Below are 16,006 nucleotides of genomic sequence, written 5' to 3'. Positions count from 1 at the left end.
CCGCGCCTTTGCCGGACGGGCCGTGCGGCCCGCCCGGCGCCCGGCTCAGCGGCCCACGAAGCGCGGCTTCTCCTTGGCGAGGAAGGCCGCGACGGCGATGCCGTGGTCCTCCGACGCCCCGGCGCGCTCCTGCAGCTCCTCCTCCTTGGCCAGGGTCTCCTCCAGGGTGTGCCCGGCCCCGTAGGCCAGCGACTCCTTGATCGCCGCGTACGCGCCCGTCGGCCCCTCGGCCAGCCGCCGCGCCACCGCCAGCGCCTCCGCGGCCAGCTCCGCCGCCGGGACGACCCGGTTGGCGATGCCCAGCGCCTGCGCCTCCTGGGCCCCGATGCTGCGCGGGAAGAGCAGCAGATCACTGGCCCGGCTGTGGCCGACGAGGCGGGGCAGGGTCCACGAGACGCCCGAGTCGGCCGTCAGGGCGACCCCGGCGAAGGAGGTGTTGAAGGAGGCGGAGTCCGCGACGACGCGGTAGTCGGCCGCGAAGGCGAAGCCGGCGCCCGCGCCCGCCGCGACGCCGTTCACCCCGGCGACGACCGGCTTGGGCATCCGGGTGATGGCCGTGACGATGGGGTTGTAGTGGTCCTTGACCGTGTCCATGGTCGTCCGCGTGCCGTGCTCGCGGTCGGCGGCCAGCGAGGCCACGTGCTCCTTGAGGTCCTGCCCCACGCAGAAGGCGCGCCCGGTGGCGGTGAGCAGCACCGCCCGGACGGCCGGGTCGTCCGCGGCCTGCCCGAGGGTGTCGCGCAGGGCGGCCTTGGTCTCCGTGTTCAGCGCGTTCATGGCATCGGGACGATTCAGTGTGATCGTCGCCAGCCCGTCGGTCACCTCGTACAGCACGCTGTCGGCCATGGTGCCGGTCCCTCCCTCGTCGGCTGCTGCGGTCAGGGTCAGCATGCCGGAGATCATCAGGCCTCGATATGTGACCTGCGTCAAAGAATCGAGGGTCACAGTGCCCTCCGGGGCGACGTACGAGTGCGGCACGATCCCCGAATTGAGTGGTTTTGCGGCAGCGCGTTGCCGAAGGGATGCGGACCGATGTTGGTCATTGGGTCGCGCGATGCGGGATAATGGCCTGGAAGCAATGTGTTCGATGCCGGTGACGCGTGCCCTTTCCCTAGGGCCGTCGGCTGACGATGAGCTGGTTTCAGGAAGGGGAACGAGCATGGCGGCCATGAAGCCGCGGACGGGCGATGGCCCGCTCGAGGTGACCAAGGAGGGGCGGGGCATCGTCATGCGGGTTCCGCTCGAGGGCGGCGGTCGTCTCGTCGTCGAGCTGACCCCTGACGAGGCCAAGGCTCTCGGCGAGGCCCTGGAGAAGGTCGCCGTCTGACCTTCAGACCCACGACTTTCCGCACCGCCCCGGCTGCCGGTATCACCGGCTCCGGGGCGGCGGTGCGTCCGCCCCCGGCGGCCGTCCCCCGGTCAGCCGCGCCGGACGGCGCACAGCAGCCCGTCCCCGACCGGCAGCAGGGACGGCACCAGCACCGTGGACTCCCGCACGGCCCGCAGCAGTTCGCGCACCCGCTGCACCTCGGCGGGCGGCAGGGCGGAGTCGACGGTGCGGCCGTCGGCGAAGACGCCCTCGAAGCAGACCAGCCCGCCCGGCCGCAGCAGGCGCAACGATTCGGCTAGGTAGTCGAGGCACTCCAGCCGGTCACCGTCACAGAAGACCAGGTCGTACCCGCCGTCGGCCAGACGCGGCAGCACCTCCAGGGCGCGGCCGGGGATGAAGCGCGCCCGGTTGCCGGCGAAGCCCGCGGCGCGGAACGCCTGCCGGGCGAACTGCTGGCACTCCGGATCGCTGTCCACGGTGGTCAGCACCCCGTCCGGGCGCATGCCGTGCAGGAGGTGGATGCCGGAGACCCCGGTGCCGGTGCCGATCTCGGCGACGGCCTTGGCGTCCACAGCGGCGGCGAGCAGGCGCAGCGCCGCGCCGGTGCCGTTCGACACCGAGCGGAGACCTGCCTCGTAGGCCCGGTCCCGGGCCCAGCGCAGCGCCTCGTCCTCGGCGACGAACACATCGGCGAACGCCCAGCTCGTCTGCTGGTTGCCGGTAATGGCCCTCTCCTGTCCCCGTAGTCGACGCAACCGTGACTGTATCCGCTGACCACGGGAACCCGCAGATGGGACCGGGCGTTGGTAGGGCGGAGGGGGATACGCGACGACGGGAACCGGACGGGTCGGCCGTTCGTCAGTGATCACAGCGGGGCGAGAACAAAAAGCGGGTCAAAAATGCTTATCCGGAGCTAACGGGCGAGGTGGATATGGTAGGGGCTCCACTGGACACCACCAGAGCCGACAGGGGAGGTGCGGCTGCGGGCGGCGACCGCCGTGGAGTGCTCAGGCGCTTCCGCAGGTACGCTCCCGAGCCGAAATCCGTGACCTACACCGCTGACAGCCCCCATAGCCTTAACGGCATGGGAGGGGCCCCCATCCGCGCCACCAGCTCCTCCGCACCCACCGCGACTTTCGTCACCGATGCGGACCCGTCGGCGTGGACCCCTCCCACCTGGGAGGAGATCGTCAGCACGCACAGCGCCCGGGTCTACCGTCTCGCCTATCGCCTCACGGGCAACCAGCACGACGCCGAGGACCTGACGCAGGAGGTCTTCGTCCGCGTCTTCCGCTCGCTGTCCACGTACACCCCGGGGACGTTCGAGGGGTGGCTGCACCGCATCACCACCAACCTCTTCCTCGACATGGTCCGGCGCCGCCAGCGCATCCGCTTCGACGCGCTGGCCGAGGACGCCGCCGAGCGGCTCCCCAGCCGGGAGCCCTCCCCCCAGCAGCACTTCAACGACACGCACTTCGACGCGGACGTCCAGCAGGCGCTGGACACCCTCGCGCCGGAGTTCCGCGCCGCGGTCGTCCTGTGCGACATCGAAGGACTCTCCTACGAGGAGATCGCCGCGACGCTCGGCGTGAAGCTCGGCACGGTCCGCAGCCGTATCCACCGCGGCCGCTCCCACCTGCGCAAGGCGCTCCAGCACCGCTCGCCCGCCGCTCGGGCCGAGCAGCGCGCCGTGGCGGGTGCGGCCCCCGGCATTCCGATCCGTGGGGAGGTAGGGATCGCGTGACCGGTTCAGGCGGTCAGTCCCCCGCCGAGCACCATCTCGGCGACCGCCTCGCGGCCCTGGTCGACGGGGAGTTGGGACACGATTCGCGGGAGCGGGTGCTGGCGCACCTCGCCACCTGCTGGACATGCAAAGCCGAAGCCGACGCGCAGCGCCGGCTCAAAAGCGTATTCGCGCAGGCGGCGCCTCCGCCGCTGTCCGACTCGCTGCTCGCACGGCTGCAGGGCCTGCCGGGCGGCGGGGCCGACGGCGGCGCGGTCCGCCGCCCGGCGCCGGACGAGGGGCGGGACCACGGCGACGACCGGGGAAGACCCGGCCTCGGCCCCCGGGCCGAGGAGTTCGCGGCCCTGCTCCCCGCCGCCGGACGGCCCCGTGAGCGCGGCTTCCGCGTCCACCACATCGAGCCCGCCGGCGCGGGCGTCCGTGGCGGTACGCGCGGGCGCCGGTTCGCCTTCGCGGCGGCCGGGGCGGTCTCTCTGGCGGCCTTCGCACTGGTCGGCGCGCAGCCCCTGGAGACGGCCGTACAGGACCCCAGGGCGCGCGGCGGTGGGCCCAGCGCGGCGACGACCTCGCTGGCGATGACGCCGGGCCGCGCCCAGCAGGAGCGCGACGCGGTCCGCACCTCGGCCACGCTCGGGGTGTCCCTGCTCCGCCCCTCGGACGCCCCGGTGCTGCCGCCGCTGGTACGGACCACCCGTGCCTTCTCGGAGGCCCCGGCCCGCTGACCGGGGTCCACCTCCCCCCTCCGCACACCCGTGTGGACCTGGTGTAATCGTCGTTGGGGCGCGCGTGCTTCCGGTGTGCGCGCCTCCGGACGAACGGTGGGGAGTAGGGATGGACGAGCCCAAGCCGCAGTGGTGGCAACGACGACGCCCGCGTGCCGGCGCACAGCCGGAGGCGGACCAGTGGCTCCTGCCCGAGGCCTCCGGCCAGGCACCGGTGCCGGACGGGGGCGGTGCCCCCGCTCCCCTGCACGCCCCCGACCCGTACGGCACGCCCCCCTACGGCCGCCCCGGCCCCTGGGCTCCCGCCCCGCCGGTGCAGCGCCCGTCGGTGACCCCGCCCCACGGCACCGCGACGCCGGCCCCGGGCACGTACCCCGAGCCCGCCCCGCGCCCCGAGTACCACCCCGCCCCGACACCGGCCCAGGGCACGCCGACCCCGCCGGCCGCCGGGGCCGTGCCGGGCGGGTACCCCGAGCCCCAGCCCGTCCCGACACCGCCCCAGGGCACGCCGCTCCAGCAGGCCACCGAGCCGGCCCAGGGCACGCACCCCGACCCCCAGCCCGTCACGCCGCCCGCGGCCGTCACGCCGGCCCAGGCCGACGGGACGGTCGGTGCCCCGCCCGGCGCGTACCCCGAGCAGCCCCCGGCGCCCGGCGCGCCCGCGTACGCATCCCCCCAGCCCGGCCCGCAGGGTCCACAGGCCGAGGGCACGCCGGCCCCGGCCGGCGGTACGGCCGTCCCGGCCCCGGCCGCGTACCCCGCCCCGGGCCCGGCCACGGCGCCCTTCCCCCAGCCCGTGCCGCAGGCACACCCGCAGGCACACCCGCAGGCACACCCGCAGGCACACCCCGCACACCCCCACCCCGGGCCCGGTCAGGGCCCCTGGCAGTACGACCCCTGGGCGGCTTCCGTCGCCACGGCGGCGCCCGCGCCCGCCAAGGGTGGGCCGTCGCGTGGGCGGATCCTGGCCGGTGCCGCCCTCGTGGCGCTGGTCGCCGGTGGGGTCGGCGGGGGGATCGGGGCCTGGCTGGAGCGGGACGGCGGCACGGGGAGCCATGTGACGTTGCCCCAGGCCTCCGCCGGGTCCGCCGAACGGCCGCCCGGCAGCATCGCCGGCATCGCCGCCCGCGCGCTGCCCGGCGTCGTCACCATCCACGTCAGCGGCGGCGGCGAACAGGGCACCGGCACCGGGTTCGTCCTCGACGACAAGGGCCACATCCTCACCAACAACCACGTCGTCCAGCCGGCCGGCTCCAGCGGCTCCATATCCGTGACCTTCAACGGCGGCCAGACCGCCAAGGCCACCCTCGTCGGCCGCGACGGCGGCTACGACCTCGCCGTCATCAAGGTCTCCGGCGTCTCCGGCCTCACCCCGCTGGCCCTCGGCAACTCCGACTCCGTGCGCGTCGGCGACTCCGTCGTCGCCATCGGCGCCCCCTTCGACCTCGCCGGCACCGTCACCACCGGGATCATCAGCGCCAAGGAGCGCCCGATCACCGCCGGCGGCAAGAAGCAGGACGGCAGCGACGTCAGCTACGTCGACGCCCTGCAGACCGACGCCCCGATCAACCCGGGCAACTCCGGCGGCCCTCTGATGGACGCCCAGGCCCGTGTCATCGGCGTCAACAGCGCCATCCGCTCGGCCGGCGGCGAGTCGGAGTCCGGCGGCCAGGGCGGCAGCATCGGCCTCGGCTTCGCCATACCGATCAACCAGGCCAAGCGGGTCGCCGAGGAGCTGATCAACACCGGCCGGGCCACCCACCCCGTCATCGGGGTCTCCCTCGACACCGCCTACACGGGCGACGGCGCCCGGGTGAAGACGGACGGCGACAAGGCCAAGGCCGTCACCCCCGGCGGGCCCGCCGACAAGGCCGGCATCGGCCCAGGCGACGTCATCCGCAAGGTCGACGGCGTGCCCGTGCACAGCGGCCGGGAGCTCATCGTCAAGATCCGCAGCCATCGCCCCGGGGACAGCCTGAGCCTGACCGTGGAGCGCGACGGCAAGGAAAGGACCGTACGGCTGACGCTGGGTTCCGCCAGCGCCCGCTGAGCCTTGGCCCGATATTGGCCGAGGTGTCTCCCATCTGCCCCTCTGGGCCAGGTACCGTGATAGACGGCCTGGACCCATGGCCACTGACGCCACAAGGAGCTGTGCAACGTGCTCGACATAGGACCCCTCGAGCTGGTCGCGCTCGTCGTCCTCGCGGTGCTCATCTTCGGCCCCGACAAGCTGCCGAAGCTGATCCAGGATGTGTCGCGCACACTGCGCAAGATCAGGCAGTTCTCCGACAGCGCCAAGGAGGACATCCGCTCCGAGCTCGGCCCCGAGTTCAAGGACTTCGAGTTCGAGGACCTCAACCCCAAGACCTTCGTCCGCAAGCACGTGCTGGAGAAGGACGAGCTGGGGCTGAAGGAGATCCGCAACGGCTTCGACTTCAAGGCCGAGATGGCCGAGGTCACCGACGCGGTGCACGGTCGCACGTCCGAGACGCCGTCCTCGTCCACCACCGGATCGGGTACTCCGGACCTGCTCAAGAAGCCCGAGAAGGTCCAGGAGGGCGAGCGGCCGCCCTTCGACGCCGACGCCACCTGAGCCCGTGTTTGCCGTGCCCCATTGACGGGGGTGGCTATCCTCCCTTTGTTCGGGGTGTCGTCGCGCGGGACGAGCCGGCGCGCCCACGACGTCCGGGGCTACGAGGAGGCGCCGCGCAGATGGAGACGACGAGTCGGGTGGGGGCGCAGGGGGCCGGAACGGCCGACGCGTCCGCCGTGGACGCGCAGGGAGCGCAGCAGGACGGGCCCGGTACCCGGCGCTCGGTCGACGGCTATCTCCTGGCGTCGTTCCCGTGGTACGGCCTGGACGAGGCCTACACCGGGCCGCGCTGGCTGATGCAGGTCGGCGCCGCCGCCGACGGCACCGTGGAGCACGGTGCCACCGGCCACGGCACCGAACCCACGCTGCGGATGGAGCGGACCGACCCGGGCGCCGCCAAGCAGCGCTTCGCGGTCGTGGTGACCGTCGCCAGCCGCCCCGTGCGGCGCAGCGCCGACGGCACGGGCGTGCTGGAGGCGACGTCCGTCTCCTCGGCCGCCTGGCTGGCCGGCTCCGGCCTGCTGGCGTGCACCTGGCCCGCCGCGATGGAGCGGGCCCTGCGCCAGGACTGGCTGGACCAGCAGACGGCGCTCGCCTGGGAGCTGGCGGACCACCTGGACGAGGGCCCGTGGTCGTCGCTGTCCCTGCCGGTGGACGGCGTGCCGACCGACTTCCGCTACCGCGAGTCCGAGTACGGCTGGGTGCTGGCCGGCTCGCCCGAGGAGGGCGGCGTCCACCTGGGCGCGTACGGGCGGGGGATGAGCGCCTATGGGATGGGCTTCTCGGTGATCAAGGACATCGCCACGTACCAGGACTGACGCCGGGCAGACGCAAGCCCTCGGCAGACGTAAGGGGCGCCCTCCATGGGAGGGCGCCCCTTACGCACGTACCGTCGTCCCTACCGTCGTCAGAACTTGTTGCGCGGTGTGATGCCCAGCGACATGCCCGACAGGCCGCGCTGGCGGCCGCCGAGCTTGCCCGCGATGGCCCGCAGTGCGCTGCCCGCCGGGGACTCCGGGTCGCTGAGCACGACCGGCTTCCCCTCGTCGCCGCCCTCGCGCAGCCGGACGTCGATCGGGATCGCGCCGAGCACCGGGACGTTCGTGCCCGTGGTCCTCGTCAGGCCGTCGGCGACCGTCTGGCCGCCGCCCGTGCCGAAGACGTCGACCATCTCGTCGCAGTGCGGGCAGGGGAGCCCGGACATGTTCTCCACGACGCCGACGATCTTCTGGTGGGTCTGCACGGCGATCGAGCCGGCGCGCTCGGCGACCTCGGCGGCGGCCTGCTGAGGCGTCGTCACCACCAGGATCTCGGCGTTGGGGACCAGCTGGGCGACGGAGATCGCGATGTCGCCGGTGCCCGGCGGCAGGTCCAGCAGCAGCACGTCCAGGTCGCCCCAGTAGACGTCCGCCAGGAACTGCTGCAGCGCCCGGTGCAGCATCGGGCCGCGCCAGACCACCGGCGCGTTGCCCGGGGTGAACATGCCGATCGAGATGACCTTCACGCCGTTCGCCGACGGCGGCATGATCATGTTCTCGACCTGGGTGGGCCGGCCCTCGGCGCCCAGCATGCGCGGCACCGAGTGGCCGTAGATGTCGGCGTCCACGACGCCGACCTTCAGCCCGTCGGCCGCCATGGCCGCCGCCAGGTTGACCGTCACCGAGGACTTGCCGACGCCGCCCTTGCCGGAGGCCACCGCGTAGACGCGGGTCAGCGAGCCCGGCTTGGCGAACGGCACCTCGCGCTCGGTCTGCCCGCCGCGCAGCGAGGACGCGAGCTCGCGCCGCTGCTCGTCGCTCATCACGTCCAGCTCGACGCTGACGCCGGCCACGCCCTCGACGCGGGCGACGGCCTCGCTCACCAGCGAGGTGATCTTGTCCCGCATGGGGCAGCCGGCGACCGTCAGGTACACCGCCACCGCGACCGTACCGTCCGCCGCGATCTCGACCGATTTGACCATCCCCAGGTCGGTGATGGGTCGCTGGATCTCGGGGTCGTTGACCGTCGCGAGCGCGGCGCGGATCGCGTCCTCACTCGGCGCGGCGGTTCCGTACGTGTCGGTAGCCATACGTCGATGGTACGGCCCTGCCCAGGCACCGGGGAAAGCCTCTCAGCGGTCGCCTTCCTCACTCTCCCGCGGGAATACCCGCCGCTCCTCCAGCTCCTTGACCAGGTCCTGGAACTCCGAGCGGATCCAGTCCCGGGTCGCCACCTCGCCCAGCCCCATCCGCAGCGCCGCGATCTCCCGCGTCAGGTACTCGGTGTCCGCGATCGACCGCTCGTTCTGCTTGCGGTCCTGCTCGAGGTTGACGCGGTCACGGTCGTCCTGCCGGTTCTGCGCCAGCAGGATCAGCGGGGCCGCGTACGAGGCCTGCAGCGAGAGCATCAGCGTCAGGAAGATGAACGGGTACGAGTCCCAGCGCAGGTGCTCGGGCGCCGAGGTGTTCCACACCACCCACAGGACGATGACGACCGTCATCCAGACGATGAACCGTCCCGTGCCCAGGAACCGGGCGATCCGCTCCGAGGCGTGGCCGAAGGCCTCCGGGTCGTACTCCGGCAGCCAGGCGCGCCGCTTGGCCTTCGGCTGGTCGAGCCGGATCCGCCGGTCGGCGAGCGGCACCGCCTTGGCGCGCTCGAGCTGGTCGGCGCGGTCGTCCCGTTCCCGGCGGAGCAGCCCGTACTCGCGTCCTCGGTCATCGCCCGCCATCGACGTCCTCCGGTAGCTCGGTCATGCCCGGCGCGCCGTGGTGCAGCTCGGTCTCGCGCCAGTCCTCGGGCAGCAGGTGGTCCAGGACGTCGTCGACGGTCACCGCGCCGAGCAGCGAGCCGCTCTCGTCGACGACGGGGGCGGCGACCATGTTGTACGTGGCCAGGTAGCTGGTGACGGCCGGCAGCGGGGTGTCCGGGGGCAGGGGGCGCAGGTCGGTGTCGGTGAGCGAGGCGACCAGGGTGAAGGGCGGGTCGCGCAGCAGCCGCTGGAAGTGCACGGTGCCCAGGTACTTGCCGGTGGGCGTCTCGTCCGGCGGGCGGCAGACGTAGACCTGGGCGGCGAGCGCGGGGGAGAGGTCGGGGTTGCGGACCCGGGCGAGCGCGTCGGCGACGGTCGCGTCCGGGCGCAGCACGATGGGCTCGGTGGTCATCAGGCCGCCCGCCGTGCGCTCCTCGTACGCCAGCAGCCGGCGCACGTCGGCCGCGTCGTCCGGCTGCATCAGCGTCAGCAGCCGCTCCTTCTCCTCCTCGGGCAGCTCGGAGAGCAGGTCGGCGGCGTCGTCGGGGTCCATGGCCTCCAGGACGTCGGCGGCCCGCTCCTCCTTCAGCTTGCCGAGGATCTCGATCTGGTCGTCGTCCGGCAGCTCCTCCAGGACGTCCGCGAGCCGGTCGTCGTCGAGGGCGGCCGCGACCTCCGCGCGCCGCTTGGGGGAGAGGTGGTGCAGGACGTTGGCGAGGTCGGCCGGCCGCAGCCGCTCGAACGTGGCCAGCAGGTTCTCCGCGCCCTGCCCGTGCTCCTCGAGGGAGAAGCCGGTGACGGCCGACCACTCGACGGTCAGTGTCTCGCCCTTGCGGCGCAGTGCGCCGCCCTTGCCGCGGCGGACGAAGACCTTGTCGATCTCCCAGTCACGGCGGGCGGGCAGCTGGGTGAGCGACACGTCGAGGACCGTCACCTCCTCGCCGCCGTCCACCAGCCGCACCCGCCGGTCCAGCAGCTCGCCGAGGACCAGCGTCTCGGTCGCGCGCTGCTCGAAGCGCCGCATGTTCACCACGCCCGTGGTGATCACCTGGCCGGACTCCACGCCGGTGACCCGGGTCATGGGGATGAAGACCCGGCGGCGGCTGACGACCTCCACGACGAGCCCGAGCACCCGGGGCGGGCGGCCGCCCACCCGCAGCATCGCCACGACGTCGCGGACGCGGCCCACCTGGTCGCCGTTGGGGTCGAAGACGGCCACCCCCGACAGGTGCGACACGAACACCCGCGGGGCACCTGCTGCCATGGCCGCGTACCTCCTCCCGTGACCGGGATCCGAGGCCTCGAACCGAGACCCATGTCCGATTCAGGCTAACGTGACCGGCTTCGCCCCGCCGGGGAGCGGGGGCCGTACGGAATCCCTACGCGCCCGGCACGGACTCTGGGCTTCCGCTCTTCGGCGGCCCGGGTACGCTGCCGCCGTATCCCACCGGTAACAGGAGGCAGGAGCAGACGTGCGAACCCGTAACACGGCTCTCGTGGGGGCCCTGTGCGTCGGCCTGTCCGCGGTGCTCACGGCCTGCGGCAGCAGCACCCCCGAGGACCCCGACGCGGGGACCAACGGAGTCGGCAAGCTCGAGCCCGCCGCCATCCAGGACAAGGCCCGAGCGGCCGCGCGCGGCGCGGAGGCCGTGCATCTGTCGGGCAACGTCGTCAGCCAGGGCCGGACGTACCGCATCGACATGCGGCTGAAGAAGAACGGAGGCCTCGGCCGGGTCTCGTCCTCCTCCGACGCCAGCGCGTTCGAGCTGCTGCGGGTGGGCGACGAGCTGTACCTCAAGGCCCCGGCCGGGTTCTGGGCCAAGGCGGCGGCGTCCTCGCCCTCGCCCGCGCCGAAGAGCACCGCCTCGAAGGCCGGCGACGCCGCCGCGGCCGCCGGCAAGCTCGACGACAAATACGTCAAGGTGCCCTCCGACGACCCCTCCTACCAGCAGTTCAAGGGCTTCACCGACAAGGACGTGCTGCTCGACGGCCTCATCGGCCTGCAGGGCAGGCTCACCCGCGGCGACCGCGGCACGGTGGGCGGCGTGAAGACGGTCCGGGTCAACGGCGCCAACGGCGGGGGCGGCACGCTGGACGTCTCGCTCGTCGGCACGCCGTACCCGCTGCGCGTGCAGCGCGCGGGCGGAGCCGGGCAGCTGGAGCTGGACTCGTGGGGCAAGGACTTCGCGCTCGCCGTGCCCGACAAGAAGCAGACGGTCGACTACGGGAAGCAGCTGCGGATCCCCAGCGGGAGCTGAGGCCCGAGGATCAACGGCCCTTGCGGCCCCGCCGCAGCAGGCGCGGGAGCGCCGCCGGCATCGGGTGACGGGTCGTCGCCGGCGTCGGCAGCGGGGTCGCCGCCAGCGAGTCCGACGGGAGCTCGGCGGACGCGCCCGTCGGCGCCAGGCGCAGCACCCGGCACGTTTCGGCCCAGCGCTCCTCCAGCCGCTCCGCGTCCGGCGCGTTCAGGCGCTTGCCCTTGAGCTCGGCCACCGCGGCCGTCCACGCCTCGCCGCGCGGCGCGAGCTCGCTCACGGTCGCCGTCCACGCGACGATGCGGCCGCCCTTGTCCTTGCTGCGCACGGTGACGGTCGCCGTGGCGCCCTCGGTCAGCCCGAGATCGTCCACCGGCTGCTCGCCGGGGCCGCCGACGAGATGCACGGCGCCCTCGTGCCACACATGCCACAGGGCCCGGCTGGGCCCGGCAGGGCCCTGCACCCAGATCAGGCCGGACTTCTTCGTGGCCTCTTCGATCAGTGCCTGCGTCAGCGTCATGCGCTTACCTTAAGGCGCCCGCCACGAGCGGCCGCGCGGCGGCTGCGCCTAGGCTGAGGACGTGAGAGCCGCCCGTGCGCGCCGTGACGCCCCACCGATCGCCCCCGCCGTGTCCGCGCGCGCCCCCGTGCGCGTCGACCTCGTCCTCCTCGCGATCGCCATCGCCGGCGTCTCCCTCTCCGCCCCGCTCATCGCCGCCACCGCGGCCCCCGCCCTGGCCATCGCCTTCTGGCGCAACGCCATGGCCGTCGGCGCGCTCAGCCCCCTCGTCCTGCTGCGGCACCGCGCCGCGCTGCGCGCCGCCGGGCGCCGGGCGGTGCTGCTGGCCGTGGCGGCGGGCGCGCTGCTCGCGCTCCACTTCGGGGTGTGGCTGCCGAGTCTGCACATGACCTCGGTGGCCTCCTCGACCGCGCTGGTCACCACCACCCCCATCTGGACCACGCTGCTGCTGCGGCTGCGCGGTCACCGGCCGCCCGCGCTGGTCTGGGCGGGCACCGCGCTCGCGTTCCTGGGCGTGGTGATCCTGACGGGCGTCGACCTGTCGCTGTCCCCGCGCGCCCTCGCCGGGGACGCGCTCGCCCTCGCGGGCGGCATGGCGGGCGCCGGGTACGTCCTGCTGGGCGCGGAGGTGCGGCGCACGGTGAGCACCACCGTCTACACGTACGTCTGCTACGCCACCACGACCGTGCTGCTGCTGATCGCCTGCCTGGTCAGCGGCGCCCGGCTCGGCGGCTACAGCGGCGAGACCTGGCTCAAGCTGGCCGTGCTGACCCTCACCGCGCAGCTGCTCGGGCACTCGCTGATCAACCGCGTCGTCAAGGGACTCGGACCGTCCGTCACGTCCACGGCGATCCTGCTGGAGACGCCCGGGGCGGCGCTCATCGCGGCGCTGTGGCTGGGTCAGGTGCCGCCGGCCGAGTCCTACCCCGCGCTGGCCGTCATCATGGCGGGGCTCGTCCTGGTGATCATGGGAGACCGGCGCCGCCAGGAGGCTGTGGCCGTCCCCCCGGAGACCGGCGTCTAGGGCGTGTCCATAGGGGTCGGCCCAACGCCGCCCCCTAAAGCCACCCGTTCCGCTTGAACCCGCGGTGGATCGTCACACAGATCGCGACCGTGACGATCAGCACCGCCGGGTACCCGTACTTCCAGCGCAGCTCCGGCATGACGTCGAAGTTCATGCCGTAGATCCCGGCGATCATCGTCGGGACGGCGAAGATCGCCGCCCAGGAGGTGATCTTGCGCATGTCCTCGTTCTGCGCGACGGACGCCTGCGCCAGGTTGGCCTGGAGGATGGAGTTCAGCAGGTCGTCGAAGGAGACCACCTGCTCGTGCACGCGCGCGAGGTGGTCGGCGACGTCGCGGAAGTACTTCTGGATGTCCGGGTCGACCAGCCGCATCGGCCGCTCGCTCAGCAGCTGCATCGGCCGGATCAGCGGGGTGACGGCCCGCTTGAACTCCAGCACCTCGCGCTTGAGCTGGTAGATGCGGCCCGCGTCGCCGCCCCGGCGGGAGCCCTTGCCCGGGTCGGAGAAGACGTCGATCTCCACCTCGTCGATGTCGTCCTGCACGGCGTCCGCGACCGCTATGTAGCCGTCGACCACCTGGTCGGCGATGGCGTGCAGCACGGCCGAGGGGCCCTTGGCCAGCAGCTGGGGGTCGTCCTGCAGCCGGTGGCGCAGTGCCCGCAGCGAGCCCTGGCCGCCGTGCCGGACGGTGATGATGAAGTCCGGGCCGGTGAAACACATCACCTCGCCGGTCTCCACCACCTCGCTGGTGGCGGTGAGTTCGGCGTGCTCGACGTAGTGGATGGTCTTGAAGACCGTGAAGAGCGTGTCGTCGTAGCGCTCCAGCTTGGGCCGCTGGTGGGCGTGGACCGCGTCCTCCACGGCCAGCGGGTGCAGCCCGAACTCGCGGGCTATGCCAGCGAACTCGTGCTCGGCCGGCTCGTGCAGGCCGATCCAGGCGAAGCCGCCCTCGGCGCGCACCCGGCGCAGCGCCTCGGCGGGGCCGACGTGCTCGCTCACGCGCTTGCCGTCACGGTAGACGGCGCAGTCGACGACCGCGCTGCTGGTGGAGGGGTCGCGCGTGGCGTCGTAGACGCCGCCCTGGACGGGCACCCGGCGCAGGGCGGGTCGGACGGCGGCGCGCAGGTCGCGGATCATCGACATGGCTGGCTCCTTCACGGGCCGGCCGCCAGCGCCGGGCGCGGAGCGCAAGCGCTGCCTGAAATAGTGGACGTGGTGGCGTGGAATACGTCCGCAAATCGGGCGGCGCTTCGTGCGGTGGTGCGCGGGGCTGACGGCGTTCGCGGAAAAACTTTGCATAAACCGCTGAGAACGCTCGGAACACGGAACAAAGCGGGAGGCGGGCGCTCTTCCGTCAAGTGCCGCGGAGGTGAAGGGACTTCCGCTGGCGACGTCGGCACGCGGTGCCGGTCGCGGAAGGCTTCAGATCACACCGTGAAGTGCGTCCGGAGCGGGAAGACGGGAGAACTGTCGGTACTGCACGGTCGACTAGGATCCACCGCAGCCCCACCTCCTCCGGCCGGTCCCCGCTGAGGGACGAACGTAATGCCCTGACCAAAGGTCGAGGCGAGTCAAGGCTAGCAGCCGCCCGGCACGTCAAGGGCCCCCGTGGCCGGGCTTTGCCCGTTCGATACGCGTTCTATGCTCACGGCATGTCAGATGTTCTCGCACTGGTCGAGGCCAGGCTGCTGATGGCGCTCGGCACCCCGGACGCGCGGGCCGCGGTGACCTTCCTGGGCGCGGACCGGATCGAGGTCCTGCGCTTCGGCGCCGCCGACGACGGCGGAGACATCGTCCGCTACGTCACCCTCGGCATGTCCGCACAGCCCATGACCGACCCCACCGCCACCGTCGCCGACCCGCTGCGCGGCCCCCGCGCCGAGCTGGTCCTCTCCGTACGCGCCGGCCGCGCCGACACCGACAAGGTCCTGCGCCCGCTCGCCGTCCTCGCCGCGTCACCCCAGGTGGAGGGCGTCGTGGTGGCACCCGGAGCCTCCCTCGACACCGGCGAGCCGCTGTGGCCGGGCGCGTCCTTCACCTCCGTGCTGGTCGCGGAGTCCGGCGGGCTGGTCGAGGACCTGGAGCTGGATCCGCCCATGGATCCCGTCCGTTTCCTCCCCCTGCTGCCGATGACGCCCAACGAGGCCGCGTGGAAGCGCGTCCAGGGCGCGGCGGCCCTGGAGGAGCGGTGGCTGCGGCACGGCACCGACCTGCGCGACCCGCTGCGGGCCGGGGTCCGGCTGGACTGACCGGGGGTCCCCGAGCGGCCCGCGGCGAGGAAGGCCAAAACCGTGCGGAGGCCTCGACTCCGGACGGGTGATCGTCCTTGACGCGGGGGCGGCCTGGTAGGACCGTTGGAGGCTATGAGGGGCGAACCCAGTTGCCCGAAGTGCGGTGGCCGGGTGCGAGCGCCCGGTCTCTTCGCCGACTCCTGGCAGTGCGGCGTGCACGGCACGGTGCACCCTCTGCAGCCCGTCGTCCCCCCGAGCGTCGAGGCGCTCGCCGTCGTGGTGAACCGGGCCCATGTGCCGGTCTGGATGCCCTGGCCGCTGCCCGTCGGCTGGCTGTTCACCGGCGTGGTCTGCGCGGGCGACGACCGCAGCGGCGGTCGGGCCACCGCCGTCGCCTGCTCGGGCCCGAGCCCGCTGGGCGGCCCCGGCGAGCTGCTGCTCGTCGCCGAGGAACTGGGCGTGGGTCTCGGCTCCCGCTACGCCGGCATCGACGGCCCCGACCCCGGCCCCCGCCTGGCGGTGGACCGTTCCCCGCACGCCAAGGTGCACGCCGCCGGCCGGCCCACCCCCCTCTGGCACGTCGACGACGCGCCCACCGACCGGGCGGTCTTCGCGGGCGAGGCGCGCGGGCTGTGGCTGTGGGCGATCGTGTGGCCCGAGAGCTCGGGGCTGCTGATGTACGACGAACTCGTGCTGACGGATCTGCGCGAGGCCGGCGCCGAGGTGGACCTGCTGCCCTGCGGGGCGCTGTCACCACGGATCCTGTCGCCCTGAGCGGCCCGCGGGCGCCGGATCACAGGCGGGCGGCGGTTATCCTGAACCGGTCCAGTCCGTTCCACCCGCCGTTGGGAGCAG

General features: G+C 73.2%; 17 protein-coding genes. 10 read left to right on the top strand and 7 right to left on the bottom strand.

Features of this window, described 5'->3' with window-relative positions; genetic code table 11:
* Window positions 1-45 precede the first annotated feature (45 nt).
* A complete protein-coding gene (locus ACIG36_RS26555; RefSeq protein WP_399933380.1) occupies window positions 46-846 on the bottom strand; it encodes an enoyl-CoA hydratase-related protein in 801 nt (266 codons plus the stop codon).
* 313 nt (window positions 847-1,159) lie between these two features.
* Here ACIG36_RS26555 and ACIG36_RS26550 point away from each other — a divergent pair, with 313 nt between their 5' ends.
* Entirely contained in the window at window positions 1,160-1,327 is a 168-nt protein-coding gene (locus ACIG36_RS26550) for a DUF3117 domain-containing protein (protein WP_079123638.1), read from the top strand.
* A gap of 92 nt (window positions 1,328-1,419) precedes the next feature.
* On the opposite strand, the gene ACIG36_RS26545 is transcribed toward ACIG36_RS26550, so the two are convergent.
* Window positions 1,420-2,085: an O-methyltransferase gene (locus ACIG36_RS26545; protein ID WP_399932721.1), complete on the bottom strand. Its 666-nt coding sequence runs from the start codon at window positions 2,083-2,085 to the stop codon at window positions 1,420-1,422.
* 176 nt (window positions 2,086-2,261) lie between these two features.
* Between ACIG36_RS26545 and sigE the strand changes: the two genes are divergently transcribed.
* The 5 genes from sigE to ACIG36_RS26520 all read left to right on the top strand — a co-directional run bounded on the left by sigE (window position 2,262) and on the right by ACIG36_RS26520 (window position 7,207).
* Window positions 2,262-3,074 carry an RNA polymerase sigma factor SigE gene (sigE, locus tag ACIG36_RS26540; RefSeq protein WP_399932718.1) on the top strand — a complete coding sequence of 271 codons (813 nt, stop codon included), beginning with the start codon at window positions 2,262-2,264 and terminating at the stop codon, window positions 3,072-3,074.
* On the top strand, window positions 3,071-3,796 hold the full coding sequence (locus tag ACIG36_RS26535) for a zf-HC2 domain-containing protein (protein ID WP_399932716.1): 726 nt from the start codon (window positions 3,071-3,073) through the stop codon (window positions 3,794-3,796). The genes sigE and ACIG36_RS26535 overlap by 4 nt, the downstream gene beginning before the upstream one ends.
* A gap of 109 nt (window positions 3,797-3,905) precedes the next feature.
* Window positions 3,906-5,846, top strand: a complete 1,941-nt coding sequence (locus ACIG36_RS26530) for a trypsin-like peptidase domain-containing protein (protein WP_399932714.1) — start codon at window positions 3,906-3,908, stop codon at window positions 5,844-5,846.
* A 108-nt stretch (window positions 5,847-5,954) separates the two neighbouring features.
* Entirely contained in the window at window positions 5,955-6,389 is a 435-nt protein-coding gene (locus tag ACIG36_RS26525; protein WP_399932711.1) for a sec-independent translocase, read from the top strand.
* Between the two features lie 119 nt (window positions 6,390-6,508).
* The gene (locus ACIG36_RS26520; protein ID WP_399932708.1) at window positions 6,509-7,207 is read left to right on the top strand and encodes a hypothetical protein; all 699 of its coding nucleotides are present in this window, start codon (window positions 6,509-6,511) and stop codon (window positions 7,205-7,207) included.
* Between the two features lie 89 nt (window positions 7,208-7,296).
* On the opposite strand, the gene ACIG36_RS26515 is transcribed toward ACIG36_RS26520, so the two are convergent.
* From ACIG36_RS26515 to ACIG36_RS26505, 3 genes are read right to left on the bottom strand one after another with little or no spacing between them, the layout of a single operon-like run.
* Window positions 7,297-8,457, bottom strand: coding sequence for an Mrp/NBP35 family ATP-binding protein (locus ACIG36_RS26515; protein ID WP_399932705.1), 1,161 nt, complete (start codon window positions 8,455-8,457; stop codon window positions 7,297-7,299).
* A 42-nt stretch (window positions 8,458-8,499) separates the two neighbouring features.
* Window positions 8,500-9,099, bottom strand: a complete 600-nt coding sequence (locus ACIG36_RS26510) for a DUF1003 domain-containing protein (protein ID WP_399932703.1) — start codon at window positions 9,097-9,099, stop codon at window positions 8,500-8,502.
* The gene (locus ACIG36_RS26505) at window positions 9,086-10,384 is read right to left on the bottom strand and encodes a magnesium transporter MgtE N-terminal domain-containing protein (RefSeq protein ID WP_399932700.1); all 1,299 of its coding nucleotides are present in this window, start codon (window positions 10,382-10,384) and stop codon (window positions 9,086-9,088) included. Before ACIG36_RS26505 ends, ACIG36_RS26510 begins: the two co-directional genes overlap by 14 nt.
* A 208-nt stretch (window positions 10,385-10,592) precedes the next feature.
* Between ACIG36_RS26505 and ACIG36_RS26500 the strand changes: the two genes are divergently transcribed.
* On the top strand, window positions 10,593-11,378 hold the full coding sequence (locus ACIG36_RS26500; RefSeq protein ID WP_399932697.1) for a hypothetical protein: 786 nt from the start codon (window positions 10,593-10,595) through the stop codon (window positions 11,376-11,378).
* A gap of 10 nt (window positions 11,379-11,388) precedes the next feature.
* Here the strand turns inward: ACIG36_RS26500 and ACIG36_RS26495 are convergent, their stop codons facing one another.
* Entirely contained in the window at window positions 11,389-11,895 is a 507-nt protein-coding gene (locus ACIG36_RS26495) for a hypothetical protein (protein ID WP_399932694.1), read from the bottom strand.
* Between the two features lie 61 nt (window positions 11,896-11,956).
* On the opposite strand from ACIG36_RS26495, the gene ACIG36_RS26490 reads away from it, so the two are divergent.
* Window positions 11,957-12,919: a DMT family transporter gene (locus ACIG36_RS26490; RefSeq protein WP_399932691.1), complete on the top strand. Its 963-nt coding sequence runs from the start codon at window positions 11,957-11,959 to the stop codon at window positions 12,917-12,919.
* 34 nt (window positions 12,920-12,953) lie between these two features.
* Here ACIG36_RS26490 and ACIG36_RS26485 read toward each other — a convergent pair whose 3' ends face one another.
* A complete protein-coding gene (locus ACIG36_RS26485; RefSeq protein ID WP_399932688.1) occupies window positions 12,954-14,063 on the bottom strand; it encodes a magnesium and cobalt transport protein CorA in 1,110 nt (369 codons plus the stop codon).
* A 509-nt stretch (window positions 14,064-14,572) separates the two neighbouring features.
* Between ACIG36_RS26485 and ACIG36_RS26480 the strand changes: the two genes are divergently transcribed.
* A complete protein-coding gene (locus ACIG36_RS26480) occupies window positions 14,573-15,169 on the top strand; it encodes a suppressor of fused domain protein (RefSeq protein ID WP_399932685.1) in 597 nt (198 codons plus the stop codon).
* A gap of 114 nt (window positions 15,170-15,283) precedes the next feature.
* On the top strand, window positions 15,284-15,925 hold the full coding sequence (locus ACIG36_RS26475) for a DUF6758 family protein (protein ID WP_399932682.1): 642 nt from the start codon (window positions 15,284-15,286) through the stop codon (window positions 15,923-15,925).
* Window positions 15,926-16,006: the final 81 nt, after the last annotated feature.

This window comes from Streptomyces sp. NPDC053048 (assembly GCF_044547045.1).
Classification (GTDB): Bacteria; Actinomycetota; Actinomycetes; order Streptomycetales; family Streptomycetaceae; genus Streptomyces.
Note: the sequence above shows the minus strand (reverse complement) of the source record. Positions and strands in the feature narration are given on the sequence as shown.

Bases quoted from the DNA above. Each gene is read 5' to 3' on its own strand.
- ACIG36_RS26555 (WP_399933380.1), bottom strand. From the start codon at position 846: ATGGCCGACAGCGTGCTGTACGAGGTGACCGACGGGCTGGCGACGATC.
- ACIG36_RS26550 (WP_079123638.1), top strand. From the start codon at position 1,160: ATGGCGGCCATGAAGCCGCGGACGGGCGATGGCCCGCTCGAGGTGACC.
- sigE (WP_399932718.1), top strand. From the start codon at position 2,262: ATGGTAGGGGCTCCACTGGACACCACCAGAGCCGACAGGGGAGGTGCG.
- ACIG36_RS26530 (WP_399932714.1), top strand. From the start codon at position 3,906: ATGGACGAGCCCAAGCCGCAGTGGTGGCAACGACGACGCCCGCGTGCC.
- ACIG36_RS26520 (WP_399932708.1), top strand. From the start codon at position 6,509: ATGGAGACGACGAGTCGGGTGGGGGCGCAGGGGGCCGGAACGGCCGAC.
- ACIG36_RS26515 (WP_399932705.1), bottom strand. From the start codon at position 8,457: ATGGCTACCGACACGTACGGAACCGCCGCGCCGAGTGAGGACGCGATC.
- ACIG36_RS26510 (WP_399932703.1), bottom strand. From the start codon at position 9,099: ATGGCGGGCGATGACCGAGGACGCGAGTACGGGCTGCTCCGCCGGGAA.
- ACIG36_RS26505 (WP_399932700.1), bottom strand. From the start codon at position 10,384: ATGGCAGCAGGTGCCCCGCGGGTGTTCGTGTCGCACCTGTCGGGGGTG.
- ACIG36_RS26495 (WP_399932694.1), bottom strand. From the start codon at position 11,895: ATGACGCTGACGCAGGCACTGATCGAAGAGGCCACGAAGAAGTCCGGC.
- ACIG36_RS26485 (WP_399932688.1), bottom strand. From the start codon at position 14,063: ATGTCGATGATCCGCGACCTGCGCGCCGCCGTCCGACCCGCCCTGCGC.
- ACIG36_RS26480 (WP_399932685.1), top strand. From the start codon at position 14,573: ATGTCAGATGTTCTCGCACTGGTCGAGGCCAGGCTGCTGATGGCGCTC.
- ACIG36_RS26475 (WP_399932682.1), top strand. From the start codon at position 15,284: ATGAGGGGCGAACCCAGTTGCCCGAAGTGCGGTGGCCGGGTGCGAGCG.